This is a genomic window from Cupriavidus sp. UME77, from assembly GCF_014170355.1.
GTDB lineage: Bacteria > Pseudomonadota > Gammaproteobacteria > Burkholderiales > Burkholderiaceae > Cupriavidus > Cupriavidus basilensis.
In genome coordinates, this window is the sequence record NZ_LZZU01000095.1 from 124250 (window position 1) to 144567 (window position 20318).

Sequence of the window (20318 nt, forward strand, 5' to 3'; positions counted from 1 at the left end):
CTCCATGCCCTTCATGCGCTCAGTGCGCGTGATGCGCGCACACAGCCAGCGCACGGGCGTGTCCCAGCCGTTCCGGCAAGGCCGGCCCGTCATCCCCGTTGGACAGCAAGCGCCCGTACTCGCGCCTGACGAGGCCATAGCACTCGCAGACGTGCAGCTCCAGCCGGACCCGGTCGATCACCGTGATGTGGCCGCGGCTGTAGTGGATCAACCCGAGATCCGCCAGTTTCCTGGCGGCTTCGGTCACGCCTTCGCGGCGCACGCCCAGCTTGGTGGCGATGACCTGCTGGGTGATGGCGATCTCGTTCGAGCAAAGCCGGTCGACGGCGAGCAGCAGCCAGCGGCAAACCTGCTGGTTCAGCGAGTGATAGCGGTTGCACACCGCGGTCTGCGCGATCTGCGTGAGCAACGCCTGCACGTACAGCAGGGTCAGCCGCAGGATTGCCGGCGAGCGCAGCAGTTCTTGCCGCAGCTTGTTCGCCGCGAGCCGGTAGCCGAACCCGGGCGTGTGCACCTCCAGCCGGTAAGGCATGGCATTGCCCCCCGTCACCACCGGGATGCCGACCATGCCCTCGTTGCCGACCGTGGCGATCTCGACGGTGGTGGCGTCCTCCAGGAAGGACAGCATGGAGACGACCGCCGTGGTCGGGAAATACACATGATTGGTATGCTGCCCGCAATCGGTCAGCAGTTGCCCGGGGCGCAGGCGCACCAGTTCGAGGTGGTTGGAGATGGCCTCCCAGTCATCGCGCGGCAAGCCGCGCAGGAGGTGATTGACGTCCGGAGCTAATCGCTGGCTGTACATCACGTGTTACCCCTGCAAGACCCCAACTGCCCAACTGCCTGCCCCGCCAGCCCTGGTTTATTTGCCCAGTTGCTTGGTGAAGAACAGGGTCTGGATGGTCGGCGTGATCTGCTCGAGCACCCGGTTAAAGCGCACGGCATCCGACGTGCCCACATACACCACGTCGAGCGGCTCCATGCGGAACTGCGTCGACAGCAGCAAAGCATCCACCTGCGTCATGTCAAGCCGGTACACGGCGGGCTGTGTCGGGTTCTCGCGCGCGCCGCGGATCACGAAGACCTGGCGCGGGTCGGCAGCGCGGATGTCGATGCTGTTGACACCGGCGAGCGCGTCGGCCAGCGAGAGGCGGCCCTTGTTCATCAGCAGCGAGGTCGGCTTGACCACTTCGCCCATCACGAAGATCCGGCTGGAGAGCCGGTCGGGCACATTGATGACGTCGCCGCCCTGCAAGAGGAAATCGCCAACGCCATTGCGCCGCTCGGTCAGCGTATCGAGATCCAGCTCGTAGACCTTGTCGCCGCGCGTCAGCCTGACCTTCTGCACGTCAGCATCGGGCAACGTGCCGCCCGTGCGCGCAATGGCGTTGATCATCGAGAGCGGCACATCGGTGACCTGCAGCGACCCGGGGTTCTTCACCAACCCCGTGACGTCGATCCGGCTGTTGCGGTACGACACCACGCGCACGTCGACCCGTGGGTCCCGGATCTCCTTGGACAGCGCCGTGGAGATCATGCTGCGCACCTGCTCCACGGTCTTTCCGCCAACCCGCAGCATGCCCACGGGCGGATAGTAGACCTCGCCATTGGCGCCGACGCGAAAACCGTTCTGTTCCAGCGGCGCCTGCTGCTGCGCGCCGTCGGCGGCGGCGCCGGGCGCGATCGGAATGGGCTGCATGTTCGCCGCGCTGGAGCTCAGTTGCGGGTTGTACAGCACGGTGACGCCCAGCAGGTCCTGCGGGCCGATGCGGTATTCGTACTTCGCGATGCTCTGGGCAAGGTCCGCGCCCGTGGCGGGTGTCACCTTGCTGTTGGTCGTGGCGACCGCGTCGATCTGGCTGGAGATCACCGCCGCGTTGATCAGTTGCACCGGGTACGCTTCGGTGCCAGTCTTGGCGCCGATGTCGTCATGCAGGCGACTCGAGTCCAGTGCCGGACCCGGTGCCCACGCGCATCCGCCAAGAACGGCAACGAATGCAAGAGCGGGAAAGATCCTGGTTGCCATGGCAGCGTCTCCTTGTCGTGAACCGCATTCAAGTCGTTTGAGGGCGCTGTGCCTGCAACGATCCATCTGGGGTTCCGCCCCCCGGATAGCTGCAAGATTCACGCCAATACCTGGTCCTTATGTACGTTGGGCCACAGTGGCGCAGGTACGCCCACACCCAGCCGCGGCCCCCTAAGTCACTCCTCGCGCAAGGGCATCAAGCCCTGCGCTGCCCCCGCCATGCCCGCGCCCGCCAGCGTCATCGCTTGCTCCGGCTCGCGTGCAGGCGCCTTGTGCTGCGGCGTGCCGTCGCTCGCGTAGGTCGCGCACGGCATGCCGAGCTCCCGTGCGATGTGCCCGCCCAGGCGCAATGCCAGCGCAGCAATGGTGATGGTGGGGAAATTCGCGCCGACGGTCGGGAACACAGAACTGCCGGCCACGTAGAGATTCGAGATGCCATGGACGCGGCTATTGCGGTCCACCACTCCCATTGTTGGCGAATCATGCATGCGTGTGGTGCCCATGTGGTGCCAGGTACCTTCGAGCGCGGCGGGCCAGGGCTGGCCCTCCACGGGTGGATCCAGCGTGACTTGCGCCACGCCGCTGCTTTGCAGCTCCTGCGCGAGCAGCGCAAAGGTGCGGTCGAAGGTACGCTGCACCAGGCTGCCTACGCGCCAGTGCACGCGCACTCGCGGCACGCCAAGCCGGTCGCGGTGTTCGGACAGCGTCACCCGGCTGTCCGGATCGGGATCGGCCTCCACGATAGCCTGCATCTTGACGTCGGTGATCAGCGAGCGCGGCTGCATCAGCCGCGTCAGCCCGAAGCCCACGGTGTCGACCGGGTGCGCGGCCATGGTCAGCAGGTCCCGGGTGAGGCTGTGGCCTGGCTGGTCCTTCTTCAACAGTGCCTGCTTGGTGCGGAACAGCGCCTCCGCGCCCTTGCTGCCTTCGCCGTAGAACATCGAGAAGAACCACACCCGCGCATTGAGCAGGCCTTCGCGTTCCAGCACGGCGGGCTTGAGCGCGAACTGCGAGGAGACATAGGTGCCGTTGGCACTCACCGCCGCGTTCTGGTAGTGGTACTTGATGTCGTAGAGCTTGTTGCGCGCCCATCCTTTGTTGAAGCGGACACTGCCGGACATCAGCCGCGGATGGTCCATGAAATAGCGGCCCACCAGGTCCGCGCCATTGCCCAGGCCGGCAGGCTGCACCTTGTTCGATGCCAGCAGCAGGCGAGCGTTTTCGATGCCGCCCGTGGCCAGCACGAACAAGCGCGCCGCCACCTTGATATGCCGCCCGCTGAGCGTGGCGACCGAGACCTCTGTCACTGAAGTGGCATCGGCATTGGTGCCGATGTCGACCACGTTGGCGTAGAGATACACCTTGACGCGATGCGATTGTTCCAGCGGCTCGCGGTACAGCTTGCCAAAGCGGGCCGGCGGGCTGAACTGCGAGATCGTGTCGCGGATATGCTCGCCGATCAGCGGCAGGCGCCGCACGTCGGGACGGCGGATGGCGGCCTCCCAGTAAGCGGGATCGAAGTTGTTGGGCCCGAGCTTGAGCAGCGCATGGGTGCGCTCGTAGTAAGGGGTGAGTTCATCGAGCCCGAACGGCCAGCCGCTGTGCGCGACCCAGCTGCGCTTTTCCAGGTCCCACGGGTCCAGCGGGCGGCACCAGCCGCCCCAGCAATTGCTGCTGCCGCCGAGAAAGCGGCTGCGGCTGCCATCGGCGAAGGTATAGGGCAGCCCGATGTTCTCGCCGCGATAGAGGTCGCGCGTGTCGTCATCGGCCTTGTAGCCGCCACTCTCCAGCAAGCAGGCGTCGATGCCAAGCCGCTGCATCTCCAGCGCCAGCGTGATGCCGGCCACCCCGGCGCCAATGATGCAGACGGTGGTGTGCACCACGGCGTCCTCTTCGAGCTTTCTGGTGTCGATAAACATCTACTGCTCCCCCTGTTGGCCGGTTTCAAGACGGATTGCCACTACCCTTCCCGCTTCCATCTTCGTACGACGCCCTCGCTCGCGTGCGCCAACATTGCGCTAACCGCGGCCAAGCACGTGCGTTGCCGGACGCATCGCGCATCCCGCATCAGGCATCGCGGCCCAGCCACTCGGGTTCCATCACGGCCTGCGCCGGCTCGCCGGACTGCAGCACGCGCAGCAGGTCGCGAGCCATGCTTTCCACGGTGAAGCGCCGGTTGAACGTTGCCTTGGCGCAGGCGCGCATCTGCACGCGCTGGGCGTCGTCCATGGAGAGCCAGCGCCGCAGCAGCGCCTCGCATCCCTCGACGGTGTCGGGCGCGGCAAGGCCCGCGCCGTCACGCTCGATCTCGCGCCAGATATTGACCTTGTCGGAGATCAGTGCGGGCACGGCACAACCCAGCGCCTCGGCCACCGCGATGCCAAAGTTCTCCTGGTGCGAGGGCAGCGCGAATACATCGCTGGCATAGAACGCGCCCCACTTCATCTCCGCGCGCAGCATGCCGGGCCAGCTCACGCGTGCGCCAATGCCACGCGCTGCGGCCTGCGACTGCAGCCGCGGCACCCATCCCGCGCTATCGGGGCCCGCGATCACGAGGTGCGCCTGCGGGTCCAGCGCCGCCACGCGGGCAAAGGCGTCGATCAGCAGGTCGCAGCCCTTCTTCTCGTGCACGCGGCCAAGAAACAAGACGATGCGCTTGCCGCGCAGCTCGGGGTATGCCACCAGGAAGCGCTCGCGCAATGCCACGCCGTCGGCGTCGTGCTCCGGGGGCGGCGACTGCGTGCCAAGGCTCACGACCGATTCCCTGGCGCGGTACAGCCAGAAGGACTGGCTGGCCAGGCGCCGCTCTTCCTCGGCGGTAAACAACACGGCTCGCGCATCGCGCAGTACGCGGTACTCGGCCCACGGCCAGTAGAGCCACTTCTTCAGGTGCTTGCGCGGGTAGGCGCGCTTGAACCAGGGATCGAGCATGCCGTGCGGGTAGACGTAGTACGGCACCTGCAGCTTGCGCAGCGCGCGCCACGCGCCAAAGCCATGGTATTGCCACAGGCCGTTGACGATGACTGCGTCGAACTCCTGCGCATGCTCGCGCAGCCAGGGCACCAGCCGGGGCGAGTAGTGGTAGTAGCCGCGCGCGGGCCCCAGCACATGCAAAGGCAAGGGGAAGTCGGCCAGGTAGGGCGCGTCCGGCGGATCGAGCGACAGCACCTCCACGCGATGGCCCTGCGCGACAAGCTGGGCGCTGCCCTGGCGCACGCATTCCACGGGTCCGCCCAGCCTGGGATCGATCGATGAAAGCAGGTGAAGGATGTTCATCGGTCGACTCCTTGCGGGGCAAATCGCAGACGCTTGGGCGCGCGCTCTGGCTGGTCATCGCCGGGCGCGTTGGCAGCCGGCGCGTGGGCTATCGTTGTGAGCATTGGCGCATAGGGTCCGGGCGCCCCCGCCAGCGGGGCTCGCCTGGGCCTTCCCTGTTTTGCCTGTTGCGCCTGCCGCGCACGTTCGGCCGCCGCCGCGCCTTGCGCGGCGAGCTTCGCGGCCGTCGAGCGGGCCAGCTGCGCATGCGTGGCCACCAACAGGCCCAGCGCCACGCCGTACACCACGCCGGAAAAGCGCGGGCCCAGCGGATTGCCGCCGATCGACGTGGCCGGCAGCGCCGCCAGCACCAGCAAGGCGCGGCCCATCACGGCCAGGTTGGGCGCGTTCGGCGCCACGCGCCGCCAGTGGCGATAGGCCATGCTGCCGCGATAGAGCGAGAACAGCACGATGGCAGGAAACGCGATGCCAAACAGCAAGCCGCCCGCGAACAACTGGTAGACCCAGAAGTTATGTCCCGCCGTCCACTCGTTGATCGCATAGAACTCCTTCTCACTCATCTGCCCGGAGAGCGCCTTCAGGTAAGCGGGCGAATAGCGATAGAAATGTCCATAGCCTTTGCCGACCATGAGCGACGTCGTGTTCGAGGTGACCTGGTCATACTGGTCCTTGAGCTCGGCGAGCCGGGTGGCGGTTGTCGGGTCGATGCCGGAAGCGGTGGCCTTGCCCGCCGCAATCCGCTGGGTCCAGTGCGCGGCGACGCTCGGAAACAACTCCGAGCCAACCAACGCGGTGCCGCCTACCAGCACCGTCGTGATGACGACCGCGCGCAGCACCGCCTTGAACAGATGGCGCAGCGACGCCGCGCTCAGCCACGTGGCAAAGCAGAACAGCAACGCCGTGCCGACCAGCAAGCTGCGCGTGACGCTGAGCATCTCGATGGTCACGGTGCCGATGAACAGCAGCACGGTGAACTTGGTCGCGCGCCTGGCAATGACGAACTCGTGCAGCAGCACGCCCTGCGTCGCCAGGAAGACCACCGAGACAATGCGAAAGCGCACCGTCTCCAGCCCGCCCCCCACCGCCATGCCATAGGCAAAGCTGAACAGCAGCGACGTCACCATGGCGGCGAACATCGCCGACTCGATCTGCGTCAGGCGCTCTTGCGGCCACGGATGGCGCGCGGCCAGGTAGCCGATCAGGAACAACATGAACGGCAACAGCACGCGCAGGTAATTGCCAACATCGTTGCCCTGGATCAATTGCGGGACGATGCTGCCCGGCACGGTCAGCAGCAACGCAGCCATGACCGCCGAGCTCAACCGGGTGCGCGTGACAAAGCGCGGCGCGATCAAGGCCAGGGCAATGCCCGCTGCGATCACCGGCAGGGTGAGCAGGATCTGCGTCAGGCGGCTGCCGTTTTCATCGACGCTTTTGAAATCCACTGCCAGCGGGCATAGCATCAGCCATATCCAGATGGTCGCGAAGCGGTTGCGCATGGCGGGCCCTCCTTCATCCGTTGGAGGCTTGCACCGGCACGGCCGCTGCCTGGGGCGCCGATGCGGGCGGCACTACGGGCTGCACTACGCGCGGGTGCGCCAGCCGGCGCCGCAACCGCCGGCGCATCGGTTCCTCGACATAGCGGTAGATGGCCAGGCTCAGCAAGATGGCCAGCGCCACCGCCATCCAGCCGGCCTGCTGGCGCCAGCCGGCCAGGTAAGCCATGCGCGCCAGCGGTACGTGAATCAGGTAGAGCGCGAAGCTGGCTTCGCCAAGCGACACCAGCCAGCGCCGGTGCAGCACGCCTGCCACCGGCCGCTCCAGCAAGGCTAGGCCAAGGATCAGCGCGCCAAAGAACGGCGCCTGCAGGTAGAAGGCGGGACTGAGCGGGCGCAGCACCGCCAGCGTGCCGACCGCGCAAACCGCTACCGCCACCAGGCCCATGCCGAGCGCGTGCCGGCTGCCGCCGGCGCCACGCAGCCGCGCGTAGGCAATGCCCGCGCAGACACCGAGCACGAACTCGAAAAGATGGGTCAGCGGAAACTGCGCCACCAGGAAGCCATGCCTGGACGGCGGCAGCACCGCCAGCAGCAGCGCGATCCAGGCACCTTGCAACAGCCACAGCGCCAGGCACAGCAGCGCCAGCGCGCGGCTGCCACGCTTTTCCAGCCGGCGTAGCAACAACGGAAACAAGGCGTAGAAGAAGGCCTCGCACGAGATGCTCCAGGCGGGTCCGTTCCAAGGCTGGTTGAGCGCCGAGAACGGCAGCCACGCGGTCAGCGCCAGCAACTGGGCCACGAGGCTCACCGCCAGCATCGCGACGTACGAGCCCTTGAGCCCATACCACTCGCGCAACAGCTCGCTGTCGCCCGTATGCAAGAGCCACAGCGTCACCGGCAGCGACAACAGCAGCGACAGCACCAGCACCGGGTAGATCCGGGCGAAGCGCGCGGCGTAGAACGCGGCGGCGCCGCCTGGCAGGCCGATCTTGTCCCGGTAGGTGAAGGTCAGCACAAAGCCGGACAGCACGAAGAACAGCGAGACAGCCGGCCGCCCGCCGTCGGCCAGCTGCAGGAACCACACCGGGCCGTTGAGCACGCCGATCTCGGTGAAGTGGCAGAGCACGACGGTCAAGGCCGCCAGGAAGCGGATGCTGGTGAGCGCGGGCAATGTCCCCACGGCGTGGCTTGCCGTCGCCGTGCCGTAAGGCCGCGCTGCCGTCCGGCCTTGTGCCGGCGCCGCGCCTGGTTGTGTCGCTGACATGCCTCACCTCCCCTGTCCTCTTGCTTGTGCCCGCTTGCGCGCCTGCCTTCTTGTTGTTGCGTACGCGATGCCCGGCCTGCTCCGCCTGCAGCACCTACTGCGCCTACTCCGCCTACTCCGCCTTCTCCGGCTGCAATACGTTGGCCGGGAGCTCCTCCCCAACGCGAGGCTCCCCGGCCGCGGCCCGGGCCGCGCCTTCGCCGCACAAGGCGCGCAGCCTGGCGTCGAAGCGGGACAGCACGGCGGCGGCGGACAGCGTGGCCTCGGCGTAGCCGCGCGCCGCGGCCCCCAGCTCCGCACGCAGCGCGGGCGATGCGGCGAGCCGCTTGATGGCGCCCGCCAGGGCCTCGACGTCGTCCGGGGGCACCGCGACCCCGCGCGGCGATACCGCCGCGAACAGCTCGGTCCCCGGCAGCGCCATGGCAACGATGGCGCGGCCGCTGGCAAACATGCCGGTCAGCTTGGAGGGCATGACCAGGTCGGCCGCATCGCCGCGCTGGGGCAGCACATGGATGTCCGCCAGGTTCAACAGTTCGTTGAGCCGGTCGACGGGCTGCAGCGGCAGGAAGCGGCAGTTGTCCAGCCCGGCGCAGTGGGTTTCCAGCATCGCCCTGGCCGGGCCGTTGCCGCAGAAGACAAAGGTGATGCCGGCATTGCCGGCCAGTGCGGCAACCGCGCACACCAGGATTTCCAGGCCTTGCTTCTCGCCCATGTTGCCCGCATAGAGCACGACCTTCTGGTCCGGCGGGATGCCGAGTTCCTCGCGATAGGTGCTGGGCCGCTCCAGCGGGTAGATGGCGGTGGTATCCACCCAGTTGGGCAGGCGGAACACGCGCGTGCTGGCCACGCCCTTGCGCACCGCATGCTCGGCCATCTTCTCCGAGATGGTGGATACCACGTCGAAGCGGCGCATCAGGAGGCGCTCCGTGGCAAGCGCCGCGCGCCGCAGCCTTGCGCCTTTGAGCATGCCCAGCTCGAAGGCCGCGTCGACTTCATAGTCCTGCACGTGGAGCCAGGTCCTGGCGCCGGCCAGGCGTGCCACCACCCATGTGGCGGGCACGCTCATCAGGTTGGGCGCGATCGCCATCACGGCATCCGGGCGCCATAGCACCTGCCTGAGCAAGGACGGCAGCGCGCCCAGCGCGAAGCTGGCGAGGTGCAGCAGGCGCGTGGCGCCGGTCGGGCGCGCTGGCACCCACAACGGCGCGCGATGCACCTGGACGCCGCCGCGCAACTCGCGGGTGTAGCGCCAGGCGGAATATCCCTCGCCCACGCGCCAGCCGGGGTAGTAAGGGGGCGCACAGACCACGCGGACCTCATGCCCGCCGGCGGCCAGCGCTTCGGCCATCTCGGCGGTGTATTTGCCGATTCCGGTCAGCTCCGGCGCATAGTTCTGTCCGCAGATCAGGATTCTCACGGGACTCTCCATTCGGTTCTGCGTGTGTCATTCCGGCAACGTGACGCCTTCCTCCCTGGCAGCCGGCCGACCGGGGAACGCCGCGCATGCAGCGAACGCGCGCAACCCTCCCTGCAATGGCCGCAGAGGCCATCGCACGGTCAAGACACGCGGCAGGAAGAATGGCGGGCTGGGCCCGGCTCCTGGGTCCTGGATCCTGGGTTCCGGGTTCAGGCCTAGGTCTGCACGCCCGTTCGCTGATGCACTTCCGGCTCGCTCAGCATCGCGGCGCAGCCGCGCGCGATATTCGACGCGGCGTTCGCCGGATCGAAGCGCCGGATCACGGACAGGCAACGCTCCGCAGTAGCCTGGGTATCCGCGAACGCCGCCAGCGCGCGGGTCATGCCGGCCTGCAGCGCAGCGGCACTGCGCGCCGGCACCGCAAACCCGGTCTCGCCCTCGAGCACCAGTTCCGGCACGCAGCCGCAGTTCTCGCTGACCACTGCCGGGCAGCCATGGGCGAGCGCCTCGTTGACCACCAGGCCCCACGGTTCGCTATGGCTGGGCAAGACCATGCAGGCCGCCCGGTAGTACTCCTTGGACAAGCCTTCGTCCTGCAGGCTGCCGACCTGGCATACCGCGGCCTCAAGGCCGAGCTCCGCCGCCATCTGGCGCAGGGTGCCTGCCATCGGCCCGGTGCCGACCAGCCGCAGCGTTGCCGACGGCATCGTCTTGTGCAGGCCCGCGAAGGCTTCCAGCAACGTGTCCAGCCCCTTTTCTTCCGACAGGCGGCCTACATACAGGAACACGGGCGCGCCGTCCGCACGATGCTTCAGGCGCTCCTGCAGGGCTTGCTCCGGCTTGTAGGTGGCCGGCATGGCGGCCGCCTGGCAGGGCGTGAAGATCCGCTCCGGCTTGGCGCCGAGCGACATCAGGTACTCGCGGCTGCGTTCGCCAAAGCCAAAGTAGCCGTGGCACAGCGAGAAGAACACGCGCTTGGGAATGGAGGTCAGCATGCGCCGCGGCCGGTCCCGCCCGGTGGAGTCGCAAAACACCGCGCGCCGCTTGCCGGTGACGATGCATGCCAGCAGCATCGCCCAGTATTCCGGGCGGTGGTAGCCCGGCAGCACCACCAGCTCGCCCTTGGCCTTGAGCACTTCCCAGGTCAGGCGCGCAGTCATCTTCCAGCGCGGCACATCCTCATAGCAGCCTGCGTACAGCTGGTGCATGGGATAGTTGTGAAACGAGTAGTCGACGTCCGAGAAGCCGAGCCGGAAGTGCTCCGTCTCCGCAATCTGCACCATGTCGTAATGGATCGAGCTTGCCGCAGACTGGCTGTGCAACGCCGAGAACACCGCGCCCTTATGGCGCGACCAGACTACGTTGTGGAAGATCGTGACTGAGCCTGACATTGTTATCTCCTGTTTGCGGTCACTCGATAACGGCACCGGAGAGCGCTGTTGCCCCTGCCTGCTCGACCCTGGGCAACCCCTCTTCCATGCGCCGCGAATACTCCTGGTAGATGGCGGAAATCCCTTCATCAAGGCCGATCGCGGGCCGCCAGCCGATCTGCCCCAGTTTCGAAACATCAAGCAGCTTGCAAGGCGTGCCGTCAGGCTTGGAGGTATCGAACACAAGTTCGCCCTCGAAGCCGGCAATGCGGCAGATCCGCTGCGCCAGCTCGCGGATCGGCAAGTCCCGGCCAGTGCCGACGTTGAATACGCCATGCGGCACCTCGCGCTCCAGCAGGAACAGCGTGGCCGACGCGAGGTCATCCACATGCAGGAACTCGCGGCGTGGCTTGCCGGTGCCCCAGATGGTCATGCTTGGGGCGCCTTGCCGGGTTGCCGTGCAGGCCTTGCTGATCAGCGCCGGCAGCACGTGGCTGGTGGCGAGGTCGTAGTTGTCGTTGGGGCCGTACAGGTTGGTCGGCATCACCGAGAGATAGCGGGTACCGAACTGCCGGTTATAGGCCTCGCAGAGTTTCAGCCCGGCAATCTTGGCGATCGCATAGGCCTCGTTGGTGGGCTCCAGCGCGCCCGTCAGCAGGTACTCCTCGCGGATGGGCTGCGCGCAGTCGCGTGGATAGATGCAGGAGGAGCCGAAGAACACCAGCCGCCCCACGCCTGCCTGGTACGCGGCGTGGATCACGTTGGTCTCGATGACCAGGTTCTCGTACAGGAAGCTGGCCGGCCGCGTGGCATTGGCCAGGATGCCGCCGACGCGCGCCGCGGCCAGCAGCACCACCTCGATGCCCTCATCGGCAAAGAAGCGGTGCACCGCGCCCTGGTCCGTCAGGTCCAGCTCGGCGCGGTCCCGCGTCACCAGGTTGCGATAGCCATCGGCCCGCAGCCGCCGCACCAGCGCGGAGCCCACCATGCCGTTGTGGCCTGCGATAAAGAAGACGGTGTTCTTGTCCATGGTGCTTACTCGTGGTGTTCCAGCGCCTGGAATCCGGCCAGCGTCACCAGCGCATCGCGCCGGGCAATCTGGAAGTCGGAGCGGACCATCTCCTTGACCAGCTTGGAGAACGGCGTACGCGGCGCCCAGCCCAGCTTGGCGTGGGCCTTGGACGGGTCGCCCAGCAAGGTCTCCACCTCGGTGGGCCGGAAGTACGCCGGATCCACGCGCACGATCACCTTGCCCGGGGTGAGCTTGGTTTCCTTGCCCTTGACCGACTCCACGATCCCGACCTCATCCACGCCGCTGCCCTCGAATCGCACGGTGACGCCGAGCTCTGCGGCGGCGCACTGAACGAACTCGCGCACGCTGTACTGCTCGCCGCTGGCAATCACGAAGTCCTCCGGCTGGTCCTGCTGCAGCATCAGCCATTGCATCTCCACGTAGTCGCGCGCATGGCCCCAGTCACGCAGCGCGGACAGGTTGCCCAGGTAGAACTCGTCCTGCAGCCCGACCGCGATGCGCGAGATCGCCCGCGTGATCTTGCGGGTGACGAAGGTCTCGCCGCGCACCGGAGACTCATGATTGAAGAGGATGCCGTTGCAGGCGTACATGCCGTAGGCCTCGCGGTAGTTGACCGTGATCCAGTAGGCATAGAGCTTGGCCACCGCGTATGGGCTGCGCGGATAGAACGGCGTGGTTTCCTTCTGCGGGATCTCCTGCACCAGCCCGTACAGCTCGGAGGTGGAAGCCTGGTAGAAGCGCGTTTTCTTCTGCAGCCCGAGGATGCGGATGGCCTCCAGGATGCGCAGCGTGCCAAGGCCGTCGGCATTGGCCGTGTACTCGGGCTCCTCGAACGAGACAGCCACATGGCTCTGGGCCGCCAGGTTGTAGATCTCGTCGGGCATCACCTGCTGGATGACACGCAGCATGCTGGTGGCATCCGTCAGGTCACCGTGGTGCAGGAAGAAGTGCCGGTCGGGATCGTGCCGCTCGCGGTAAAGGTGATCGATTCGGTCTGTATTGAACAGGGAGGTGCGGCGCTTGATGCCGTGCACGTCGTAGCCCTTTTCAAGCAGCAACTCAGCCAGATAGGAACCGTCCTGCCCGGTAACACCAGTGATCAGAGCAACCTTGCGCGTCATTGTCGTTCTCCCGCCTTGCGTTGGTAATGCTTGGTATGGATGTCGAGTCAGCGGCCCCCCGCGGCCCTACTTCACCCGTCCGTCGTAGCCGTAGTACTCGGTGTAGCCCGTGCGCAGCAGCAGTGGCGGCTTGGGGACGTCGGTCAGCAGCACGCCATGCAGCGTCACGCCGCCGTTGGTCAGGCGCCGCGCGGTCTCGGTGACCTCGGCCGCGGAATGCCGGCCGTGGCGCACCACCAGCAAGGTGGTGCCCGCGTGCCGCCCGAGCAGCGTGGCATCCGTGACCGCGAGCACGGGCGGCGTGTCGATGATGACCATGTCGTAGCGTTGCTTGAACAGGTCCAGCATGGCGTGGAAGCGATCGCTCATCAGCAGCTCCGCCGGATCGGGCGGCAAGCTGCCGCGGGTCAGCACATCCAGGCCCGGCAGCACCTCGCGGATCACCACGGAGTCGATGTCCGTGCCCATCAGCGTGTCCGACAGTCCCGGCACCTGCGACAGCCCGAAGTGCACGTGAACCTCGCCGCGCCGCATGTCGCCGTCGATCAGCAGCACGCGCTTGCGCCCGGACGCGACCAGCGCGGCCAGGTTCACGGACAGGAACGACTTGCCGGCATCCTGGCGCGAGCCGGTCAGCATCACGACGTTGTTGCGGGCGGTGTGCAGCGCGTACTGCAGCGTGGTGCGCAAGGCGCGCACGCCTTCCACGGCGATGTCGTCCGGCGCGCGTGCCGCCAGCACGCCCAGCCCGCTGCTGCCGGAGGCGCGCAGCTCGCGCTGCAAGCGTAGCTGCGTCTGGCTGCGCGGCACCACCGCGCAGACCGGCACGCCCAGCATCCGCTCGATCTCTTCCGGATGCTCCACGCCGCCATACAGGGCCTTGCGCAGGAAAGCCAGCAAGGCCCCCAGCACCAGGCCGATGCCGCCGCTGATCAGCACCAGCATGGCGCGTTGCGGGCGGATCGGGTCGTCCGCGGGTTCGGCGAAGTCCACCACGCGCACGTTGCCGACCTGGCCCGCCTTGACGATGCGCAGCTGCTGCGCGTTATTAAGCAGGTTGGTATAGAGCTCGGTATCCACGCGCACGTCCCGCTCCAGACGCAATGCGGTCTGCTCGGTATCGGGCAGCACGGAGACGCTGCGGCGCAGCGTGCTCTGCTGCGCGCTCAGCGTTTCGATCTGCGCCATCAGCGCCACCACCGCCGGGTTGGCGTCGGTGTAGTGCGTGCGGATCTCGGCCAACCGCGTCTGCAAGCGCGCCAGGCTGGTCTTGTTCTCCACGATCTGCTGCAGCAGCAGCCGGCTTTCCTCGCCGAGGTTGACGGTGCCCTGCCGATTGCGAAACGAGTTGTAGCGCTCCTCGGCCAGGTCGAGTTCCTTGCGCAGCGCCGGCAACTGCTGGTCCAGGAACGCCAGCGTGTGCTCGGCTTCGGCGGAGCGCCGGCCAATGTCCTGCTGCACGAACTGGCGCGCGACGGTGTTGACGATATCCGCGGTGAGCTTGGGGTCCGGCCCCTCCAGGCTGGCGCGGATGATGCCGGACTGCAGGGCGGACTCGGCCACCGCGAGCGCGCGCTGGATACGCTCCACCGTGCCGATGGTGGATGCGCGCACCAGCTCGAACTGCGACCCGTTGCGCCCCACCAGCGCATCCACGCGGATGCGCACCGGGCCCAGCGCGGTAGTGCCGGCGGCCTCCTCGCCAACCCGTCCCTGCAGCACCGTATTGCCTTCGGGATCCTGCAGGGTGTAGGTGTGCGCGCTGTCGGCGATCAGCCTGAACACCTTGCCGTAGTACTTCTGCGGCGTGTCGAGCAGCGAGATCGTGATGGCTTCCGCGCCCCATGCGTACTGCGACAGGCCGAGCAGTTCCGTGGGCGGCGCCAGCCCGCTGTTGTATGCCGCCAGCCACGCGCCGATCACGGGGAAGTAGCGCGGCCTGGCCGCGATATCCAGATGCAGCTTGCGCACCGCCTCCTCCACCACCAGCCGGGACCGGATCAGCTCGATCTCGGCCGCCGTGGAGGAGTTGGGATCGAAGATCGACGACAGCGTCTGCAGCGACGAGCCCTGGTTGGCATTGGCGGCGTTGCCGCCTTTGCTCTCCTCCACCTGGATCATGGCGTCGGCGCGGTAGACCGGTTTCTGCAGCAAGGCATAGACGGTGCCCAGCACCAGCGCCAGCAGGGTGATGGCGGCAATCATGCGCCAGTGGTCGACCAGCGTCACCAGGTAGTCGGACAGCCGGAGCTCGGCCGGGCCGGAGACATCGGTGTATTGGGTTTCGAATGAGGTAGCCATGTCTTGTTGACTTCCATCTAACTATCGCTTCCCGCCGGCAACGCTCTAACGCGCGCCGCGGCCCCGTCCTTGCGCTCCATACGGCTCTCCCTACGGCTCCGTATGGCTCAGTAAGCGTTGCGATGCACCAGGCCCTTGACCACCGTGGCGGCGATGATCCGCATATCGAGCGCGAACGACCAGTTGCCCAGGTAATACAGGTCGCAGGCGATGCGGCCCTCCATCTTCTCGATGCGATCCGTCTCGCCGCGATAGCCGTTTACCTGGGCCCAGCCGGTAATGCCGGGCTTGACGCGGTAGCGGTGGATGTAGCCGCTGACCAGCTTCTGGTACTGGTCGTCATGCTCGATGGCATGCGGGCGCGGCCCCACCACCGACATGTCCCCGCGCAGCACGTTGAAGAACTGCGGCAACTCATCCAGGCTGGTGCGCCGCAGGAACGCGCCCACGCGCGTGATGCGCGGATCGTTGCGCCTGGCCTGGGTCACTACGCCGGCCGCCTCGGCATGCGCGCGCATGGAGCGGAACTTGTAGATGGTGAAGATGCGCCCGTCGGTACTCTTGCGCTTTTGCTTGAACAGCACCGGCCCGCGCGACGACAGCTTGACGGCGATGGCGATCACGATCAGCAACGGCGACAGGCCGATCAGCGCGGCCGCGGCAAAGAGGCGGTCGAACACGTCCTTCTGGCGCAGCGCGGAGGCCGATAGCGGCGACGCCACCAGGTTGATCGCGGGCATGCCGATCAGCTCGATGGTGCCGCTGTCAAACAACGCCAGGCTGTGCAGGTCCGGCATGAAGCGGACATTGACCAGTTCGTCGCGGAACTCCTCCACGAACTCCAGGATGACGCGCTCCTCGGACAGCGGCAGTGCCAGCCACAGTTCGTGGATATCCTGCGAGCGGATATAGCGGTGGAAGGCGGCGCGATCATCGAACGTCGGCACCTTCGAATTGAGGCTGCCGCTCTGCGGCGCCACGTTGAACGCCGCCACCACGCGAAAGCCGGAGGCTGGCGCGGCCACGCCGCGCCGGATCACCGCGCTGCAGTGCGCACCGCAGCCAACCACGGCGACCTTGTGCAGGTTCATGCCTGCGCTGCGTACCTGGCCCAGCACCGCATGGGTCATCAGGCGCGACACGATCAGCATGGCGCCGGTGGAGCCCGTCCAGTAAACGAACCACAGGCGCGAGACGATGTCGATATGGTGCAACGAGAACAACACCATGACGCCGCTGAACTGCACCAGCAGCCAGGCCAGCGCGATATGGCCGGCTAGCCCGATCTTGGAGCGTCCGCGCCAGGACTCGTAGATGCCGAAGGCAGGAAACAGGGCCAGCGTGAACGCGACGGAGAGCGCGATGAACACGTCGTAGAACGTGCGCTGCGACATGTCGTTGAAGCGCATGTGCGAGGCAATCGCGGCACCGGCAAACACCAGCGCGACGTCCAGAAGGCGCGCCAGCAACCCTTCGATCTTGAGCATGTTCCTCTCCCCGTTCTTCCCAGCCCTTCGCGTTTCTTCACCACTCGTTGCCTGGCTTCCTTCTTTGCTTCACGTCACTTTGCAGCGCCACGCCATGCTTTCCTGGCGCGCCGCACGCGAGCTCCCCATGGTCGCGTCCGGCGGCGCCCGCGTGGCCCGGCGGTCCTTCGTTCCTTGCCCCTTGTCCCTTGTCCCTTGTCTGTTGCTCGTTACGCTTGTGGTCCCGGGCAACGGCCATAGGTATCGTCGACGCGCACGATGTCGTCTTCACCCAGGTAGCCGCCGGACTGGATCTCGATGATCTCCAGCGGGAGCTTTCCCGGGTTCTCCAGGCGATGCAGCACGCCGAGCGGAATAAAAGTGGACTGGTTCTCGCTGAGCAGGAATTGCTCCTCGCCGCGCGTGACCATCGCCGTGCCGCTGACCACCACCCAATGCTCGGCGCGATGGTGATGCAGCTGCAGCGACAGGCGCGCGCCCGGCTGGACCACGATGCGCTTGACCTGAAAGCGATCGCCATGCTCGATGGAGTCATAGAAGCCCCAGGGCCTGCGTACCTTGCGGTGCGTGTCGGCCTCCGGCGCGTGCAGGATCTTCATGCGCGCGACCACGTCCTTGACGTCCTGCACATGCGAGCGGTCCACCACCAGCACCGCGTCAGCCGTCTCCACCACCACGATGTTGCTGGTCCCGACGCATGCCACCAGGCGCCCGTCGGAATGGACATAGCTGGAGTGCGCGCCTTCGAACACCACGCGGCCGCGCCCGGCGTTGCCTTCGGCGTCCTTGTCCATGGCATCCCACACGGCGTCCCACGAGCCCAGGTCCGACCAGCCCGCCTCCAGCGGCACCACCACGCCCCGGCACGGCGAGGCCGGGTGGTCCAGGCGCTCCATCACGGCGTAGTCGATCGAGTCCGACGGGCTCAGGAAGAACTGCCGCGACGCGGGCCGGAAGAACTGGCCCTCCTGCTTGCCTTCGGCCACCGACGCGACGCACATCTCGTGGATGGCGGGATGCAATGCCTCGATCGCCTTCATCCAGACCGTGGCGCGCACGACAAAGATGCCGCTGTTCCACCAGTAGTTGCCACTGGCCACGTACTGCGCGGCAAGCTCGATGGCAGGCTTCTCGACAAAGCGCTCCATGTGGCGCACGCCGTCGGGCAGCATCTCGCCAAGCTTGATGTAGCCGTAGCCCGTGTCGGGCCGCGTGGGCGGCACGCCAAGGGTGACGATGGCCCCCTCGCCGGCATGCGCGGCCGCGATCGACAGCGCCCGGTGAAAGGCGCCGGTGTCGGGAATCGCGTGGTCGGCCGGCATGACCACCAGGATTGCGTCCTCGCCGTCGGCCAGCGCCAGCGATGCGGCCAGCGTGAGCGCGGGCGCCGTATTGCGCCGGACCGGCTCCACCACCAGCCGGCCTTGCATGCCGCTGGCCTGCAATTGTTCGCTGGTGATAAAGCGATGCTCGTCGCCGCAGACGATGATGGCGCTGGGCTCGATCTCGTGGCCGGCGGAGAAGCCCTGCATGCGCAGCAGCGTGGACTGCAGCAGCGAGTCCTTGCCCACCAGGTCGATCAGTTGCTTGGGGAAATGCTCTCGCGACAGTGGCCACAGGCGCGTGCCCGCGCCGCCGGCCAGCACCACGGGCGCAATGCGCAAGCGCACGGGGGCGCCCGGTGCCACCGCGGCGGTGTCCCCGGGTTGCACGGCAACAGGCTCCAGCACTTTATTCGACATGATCCAGCCCTCCCTGGTCGGGCGCCGCGCTCTTGCGCAAGCGGCCCGTGGCGCCAATCGTCTACGCGGGGCAATGCGCGGACCTGCGGGCCCGCGGATACGCCGCCGGTCCCGCACGCCCTTCATGCCCCACATGCCTGCTAACCCACTGCGCTGATCTTGCTGCGCTGACGGTATTCCGTTGGGGAAATCGACATGCGCTTGCGGAAGATCTTGGCCAGCCGGTCGCCATTGCCCATGCCGCAGCGCCGCGCCACCTTGTCCACAGGCAGCTCCGTCTCGGCCAGGAAACTGCACGCGGTATCCAGGCGGGCGTGCAGCAGGTAGTCGGACGGTGTCACGCCCATTTCCAGCTTGAAGCGGCGCAGGAAGTTGCGCTCGCTCATGGCTGCCACCTGCGCGGCATCCGACACCGAGATGGATTGCTCGCAGTGCTCATGCAGCCAGCGCGCGGCCGCGCGGATCTTGTCGCCCGCGCTGGTCGCGCCGGTATCCGCGAGCCTGGGCATCAGGCGGGCGGTCCAGGCGGGCATCACCCGGGTACCGACCGCGCGCGCCACGTCCAGGCCGAGATCGCGCTTGATCAGCGTCAGCGCGCCCCGGACAAGTTCGTATTGCTCGCCGGACTCGTCCGAGGCGTGCAGCCCGAACACGGGATGGCGATGCTCGTCCTCGTGCGGCTTGAGCACGCCGGCCGCCGCCAGCACGGCGCGGCCTTCGGCGATGGGCCGCACCGTGGGCGTGCGGGGGGAGACAACGCGCAGCCAGCGCAGCAGCCGCTCGTCCGCCGCGGCGGCATGAGCGCCCGCGCCACCGGCGATGAAGAGCACATCGAAGCCGATGAACTGGCGCGGATCGAGTCCGTCGGTCCAGACCCGTACGGACGCGGAACAGGCGACGCTGCCTCCGTCTACGGAAAGCAGGCGCACGTCATAGGCGGATTCTTTGGCGGGATCGGATGCGGAACATTCATTGGCGGTCTGGAATAGCTCAGCCACCAAACCCGCACCCAATAATGAAAAACCATCGAACAACAAAATGCCGACGCGCCGCACGGCGCACTTTGAACGGTTAGTTGAGGTATGAAGCCAACTAACCGTTGCGGGCTCAAGTTGGGCGTACGGCATGATTTTCCCCCAAAGAATTGTTGATCCGTTCTTGCGCGAATTTATTGGTGTTGCAATGCATCGTAGCGATCCCGAATCCGAGAAATGTGTCCGTGTCGGAAAGTAGCGAGATGTTGGCGGAAGGTGTCCGCCCGCTCCAAAATTCCATGCAAGACGTTGTAAATACAGCCGTTTCCGGGTACCGACCTCGCCTCAGATCACTTGTCCCAGCGCGCTGTCCTGCAACTAGCTCCTACTCTATGAGGAATGATGCATCGCAGCAAACCCTGCACCGATCTGTGCGTTGGCTACCGAACACAAGGGTCGCAAAAGGTGCATGAGTGTGGGAATCCGACATTAATTCCACGATTTCCGCCGGATCCGCATCTACACCAGATAACATAAAAATCATTTCTAAACATTAAAAATGTAAAGGCCAAATCAGAATGTCCGCTTCCAGCCACATCAGAATGTCCTCTGGATAGACCTATACTGGTAGCGCCTGGGTTGGACGGGAGCGCGCCGTGAAGGATCGAGGGTTGATCACCATGAGTCTGCGTGAAGTTGACCGCTTCAAGGTCATTCAGGCAACGGCCGAGGGCCTGCTGGCGCAATGGCGCGCCGCAGAGCGCCTGGATTTGACCGCGCGGCAAGTCCGGCGGCTGGTCCAGCGCTG

General features: G+C 66.5%; 15 protein-coding genes. 1 reads left to right on the plus strand and 14 read right to left on the minus strand.

The window, feature by feature from the left end:
* Positions 1-19 precede the first annotated feature (19 nt).
* From A9975_RS36545 to A9975_RS36610, 14 genes are all read right to left on the minus strand, one after another.
* Entirely contained in the window at positions 20-805 is a 786-nt protein-coding gene (locus A9975_RS36545; RefSeq protein ID WP_183037006.1) for a Crp/Fnr family transcriptional regulator, read from the minus strand.
* 57 nt (positions 806-862) lie between these two features.
* Positions 863-2026, minus strand: coding sequence for a polysaccharide biosynthesis/export family protein (locus A9975_RS36550; protein ID WP_183036988.1), 1164 nt, complete (start codon positions 2024-2026; stop codon positions 863-865).
* A gap of 176 nt (positions 2027-2202) precedes the next feature.
* The gene (locus A9975_RS36555; RefSeq protein ID WP_183036989.1) at positions 2203-3945 is read right to left on the minus strand and encodes an FAD-dependent oxidoreductase; all 1743 of its coding nucleotides are present in this window, start codon (positions 3943-3945) and stop codon (positions 2203-2205) included.
* A 148-nt stretch (positions 3946-4093) separates the two neighbouring features.
* The gene (locus A9975_RS36560; protein WP_183036990.1) at positions 4094-5302 is read right to left on the minus strand and encodes a glycosyltransferase; all 1209 of its coding nucleotides are present in this window, start codon (positions 5300-5302) and stop codon (positions 4094-4096) included.
* Complete coding sequence (locus A9975_RS36565) at positions 5299-6801, minus strand: hypothetical protein (RefSeq protein WP_255504264.1); 1503 nt, start codon at positions 6799-6801, stop codon at positions 5299-5301. The genes A9975_RS36560 and A9975_RS36565 overlap by 4 nt, the downstream gene beginning before the upstream one ends.
* Positions 6802-6814: 13 nt before the next feature.
* On the minus strand, positions 6815-8065 hold the full coding sequence (locus A9975_RS36570) for an acyltransferase (protein ID WP_183036991.1): 1251 nt from the start codon (positions 8063-8065) through the stop codon (positions 6815-6817).
* A 112-nt stretch (positions 8066-8177) separates the two neighbouring features.
* Complete coding sequence (locus A9975_RS36575) at positions 8178-9482, minus strand: glycosyltransferase WbuB (RefSeq protein WP_183036992.1); 1305 nt, start codon at positions 9480-9482, stop codon at positions 8178-8180.
* A gap of 215 nt (positions 9483-9697) precedes the next feature.
* Positions 9698-10873 carry a glycosyltransferase family 4 protein gene (locus tag A9975_RS36580; protein WP_150984998.1) on the minus strand — a complete coding sequence of 392 codons (1176 nt, stop codon included), beginning with the start codon at positions 10871-10873 and terminating at the stop codon, positions 9698-9700.
* A gap of 19 nt (positions 10874-10892) precedes the next feature.
* Positions 10893-11882 (minus strand): GDP-L-fucose synthase, encoded by a 990-nt coding sequence (locus tag A9975_RS36585; RefSeq protein WP_183036993.1) that lies wholly within the window; start codon positions 11880-11882, stop codon positions 10893-10895.
* A gap of 5 nt (positions 11883-11887) precedes the next feature.
* Positions 11888-13006, minus strand: coding sequence for a GDP-mannose 4,6-dehydratase (gene gmd, locus A9975_RS36590; RefSeq protein ID WP_150984996.1), 1119 nt, complete (start codon positions 13004-13006; stop codon positions 11888-11890).
* Positions 13007-13072: 66 nt separating this feature from the next.
* Positions 13073-15307 (minus strand): polysaccharide biosynthesis tyrosine autokinase, encoded by a 2235-nt coding sequence (locus tag A9975_RS36595; RefSeq protein WP_183036994.1) that lies wholly within the window; start codon positions 15305-15307, stop codon positions 13073-13075.
* A 107-nt stretch (positions 15308-15414) separates the two neighbouring features.
* Positions 15415-16794, minus strand: a complete 1380-nt coding sequence (locus A9975_RS36600) for an undecaprenyl-phosphate glucose phosphotransferase (protein WP_183036995.1) — start codon at positions 16792-16794, stop codon at positions 15415-15417.
* Between the two features lie 209 nt (positions 16795-17003).
* Positions 17004-18536 carry a mannose-1-phosphate guanylyltransferase/mannose-6-phosphate isomerase gene (locus A9975_RS36605; protein ID WP_183036996.1) on the minus strand — a complete coding sequence of 511 codons (1533 nt, stop codon included), beginning with the start codon at positions 18534-18536 and terminating at the stop codon, positions 17004-17006.
* A gap of 140 nt (positions 18537-18676) precedes the next feature.
* Positions 18677-19663: a GlxA family transcriptional regulator gene (locus A9975_RS36610; protein ID WP_183036997.1), complete on the minus strand. Its 987-nt coding sequence runs from the start codon at positions 19661-19663 to the stop codon at positions 18677-18679.
* 527 nt (positions 19664-20190) lie between these two features.
* On the opposite strand from A9975_RS36610, the gene A9975_RS38445 reads away from it, so the two are divergent.
* The coding region (locus tag A9975_RS38445) for a helix-turn-helix domain-containing protein (protein WP_255504272.1) at positions 20191-20318 on the plus strand (128 nt) is incomplete at its 3' end.

Coding starts and splice junctions, on each gene's coding strand:
- A9975_RS36560 (WP_183036990.1), bottom strand. CDS start 5,302: ATGAACATCCTTCACCTGCTTTCATCGATCGATCCCAGGCTGGGCGGA.
- A9975_RS36610 (WP_183036997.1), bottom strand. CDS start 19,663: ATGCCGTACGCCCAACTTGAGCCCGCAACGGTTAGTTGGCTTCATACC.
- gmd (WP_150984996.1), bottom strand. CDS start 13,006: ATGACGCGCAAGGTTGCTCTGATCACTGGTGTTACCGGGCAGGACGGT.
- A9975_RS36595 (WP_183036994.1), bottom strand. CDS start 15,307: ATGGCTACCTCATTCGAAACCCAATACACCGATGTCTCCGGCCCGGCC.
- A9975_RS36550 (WP_183036988.1), bottom strand. CDS start 2,026: ATGGCAACCAGGATCTTTCCCGCTCTTGCATTCGTTGCCGTTCTTGGC.
- A9975_RS36580 (WP_150984998.1), bottom strand. CDS start 10,873: ATGTCAGGCTCAGTCACGATCTTCCACAACGTAGTCTGGTCGCGCCAT.
- A9975_RS36545 (WP_183037006.1), bottom strand. CDS start 805: ATGTACAGCCAGCGATTAGCTCCGGACGTCAATCACCTCCTGCGCGGC.
- A9975_RS36585 (WP_183036993.1), bottom strand. CDS start 11,882: ATGGACAAGAACACCGTCTTCTTTATCGCAGGCCACAACGGCATGGTG.
- A9975_RS36605 (WP_183036996.1), bottom strand. CDS start 18,536: ATGTCGAATAAAGTGCTGGAGCCTGTTGCCGTGCAACCCGGGGACACC.
- A9975_RS36570 (WP_183036991.1), bottom strand. CDS start 8,065: ATGTCAGCGACACAACCAGGCGCGGCGCCGGCACAAGGCCGGACGGCA.
- A9975_RS36555 (WP_183036989.1), bottom strand. CDS start 3,945: ATGTTTATCGACACCAGAAAGCTCGAAGAGGACGCCGTGGTGCACACC.
- A9975_RS36600 (WP_183036995.1), bottom strand. CDS start 16,794: ATGCTCAAGATCGAAGGGTTGCTGGCGCGCCTTCTGGACGTCGCGCTG.
- A9975_RS36565 (WP_255504264.1), bottom strand. CDS start 6,801: ATGCGCAACCGCTTCGCGACCATCTGGATATGGCTGATGCTATGCCCG.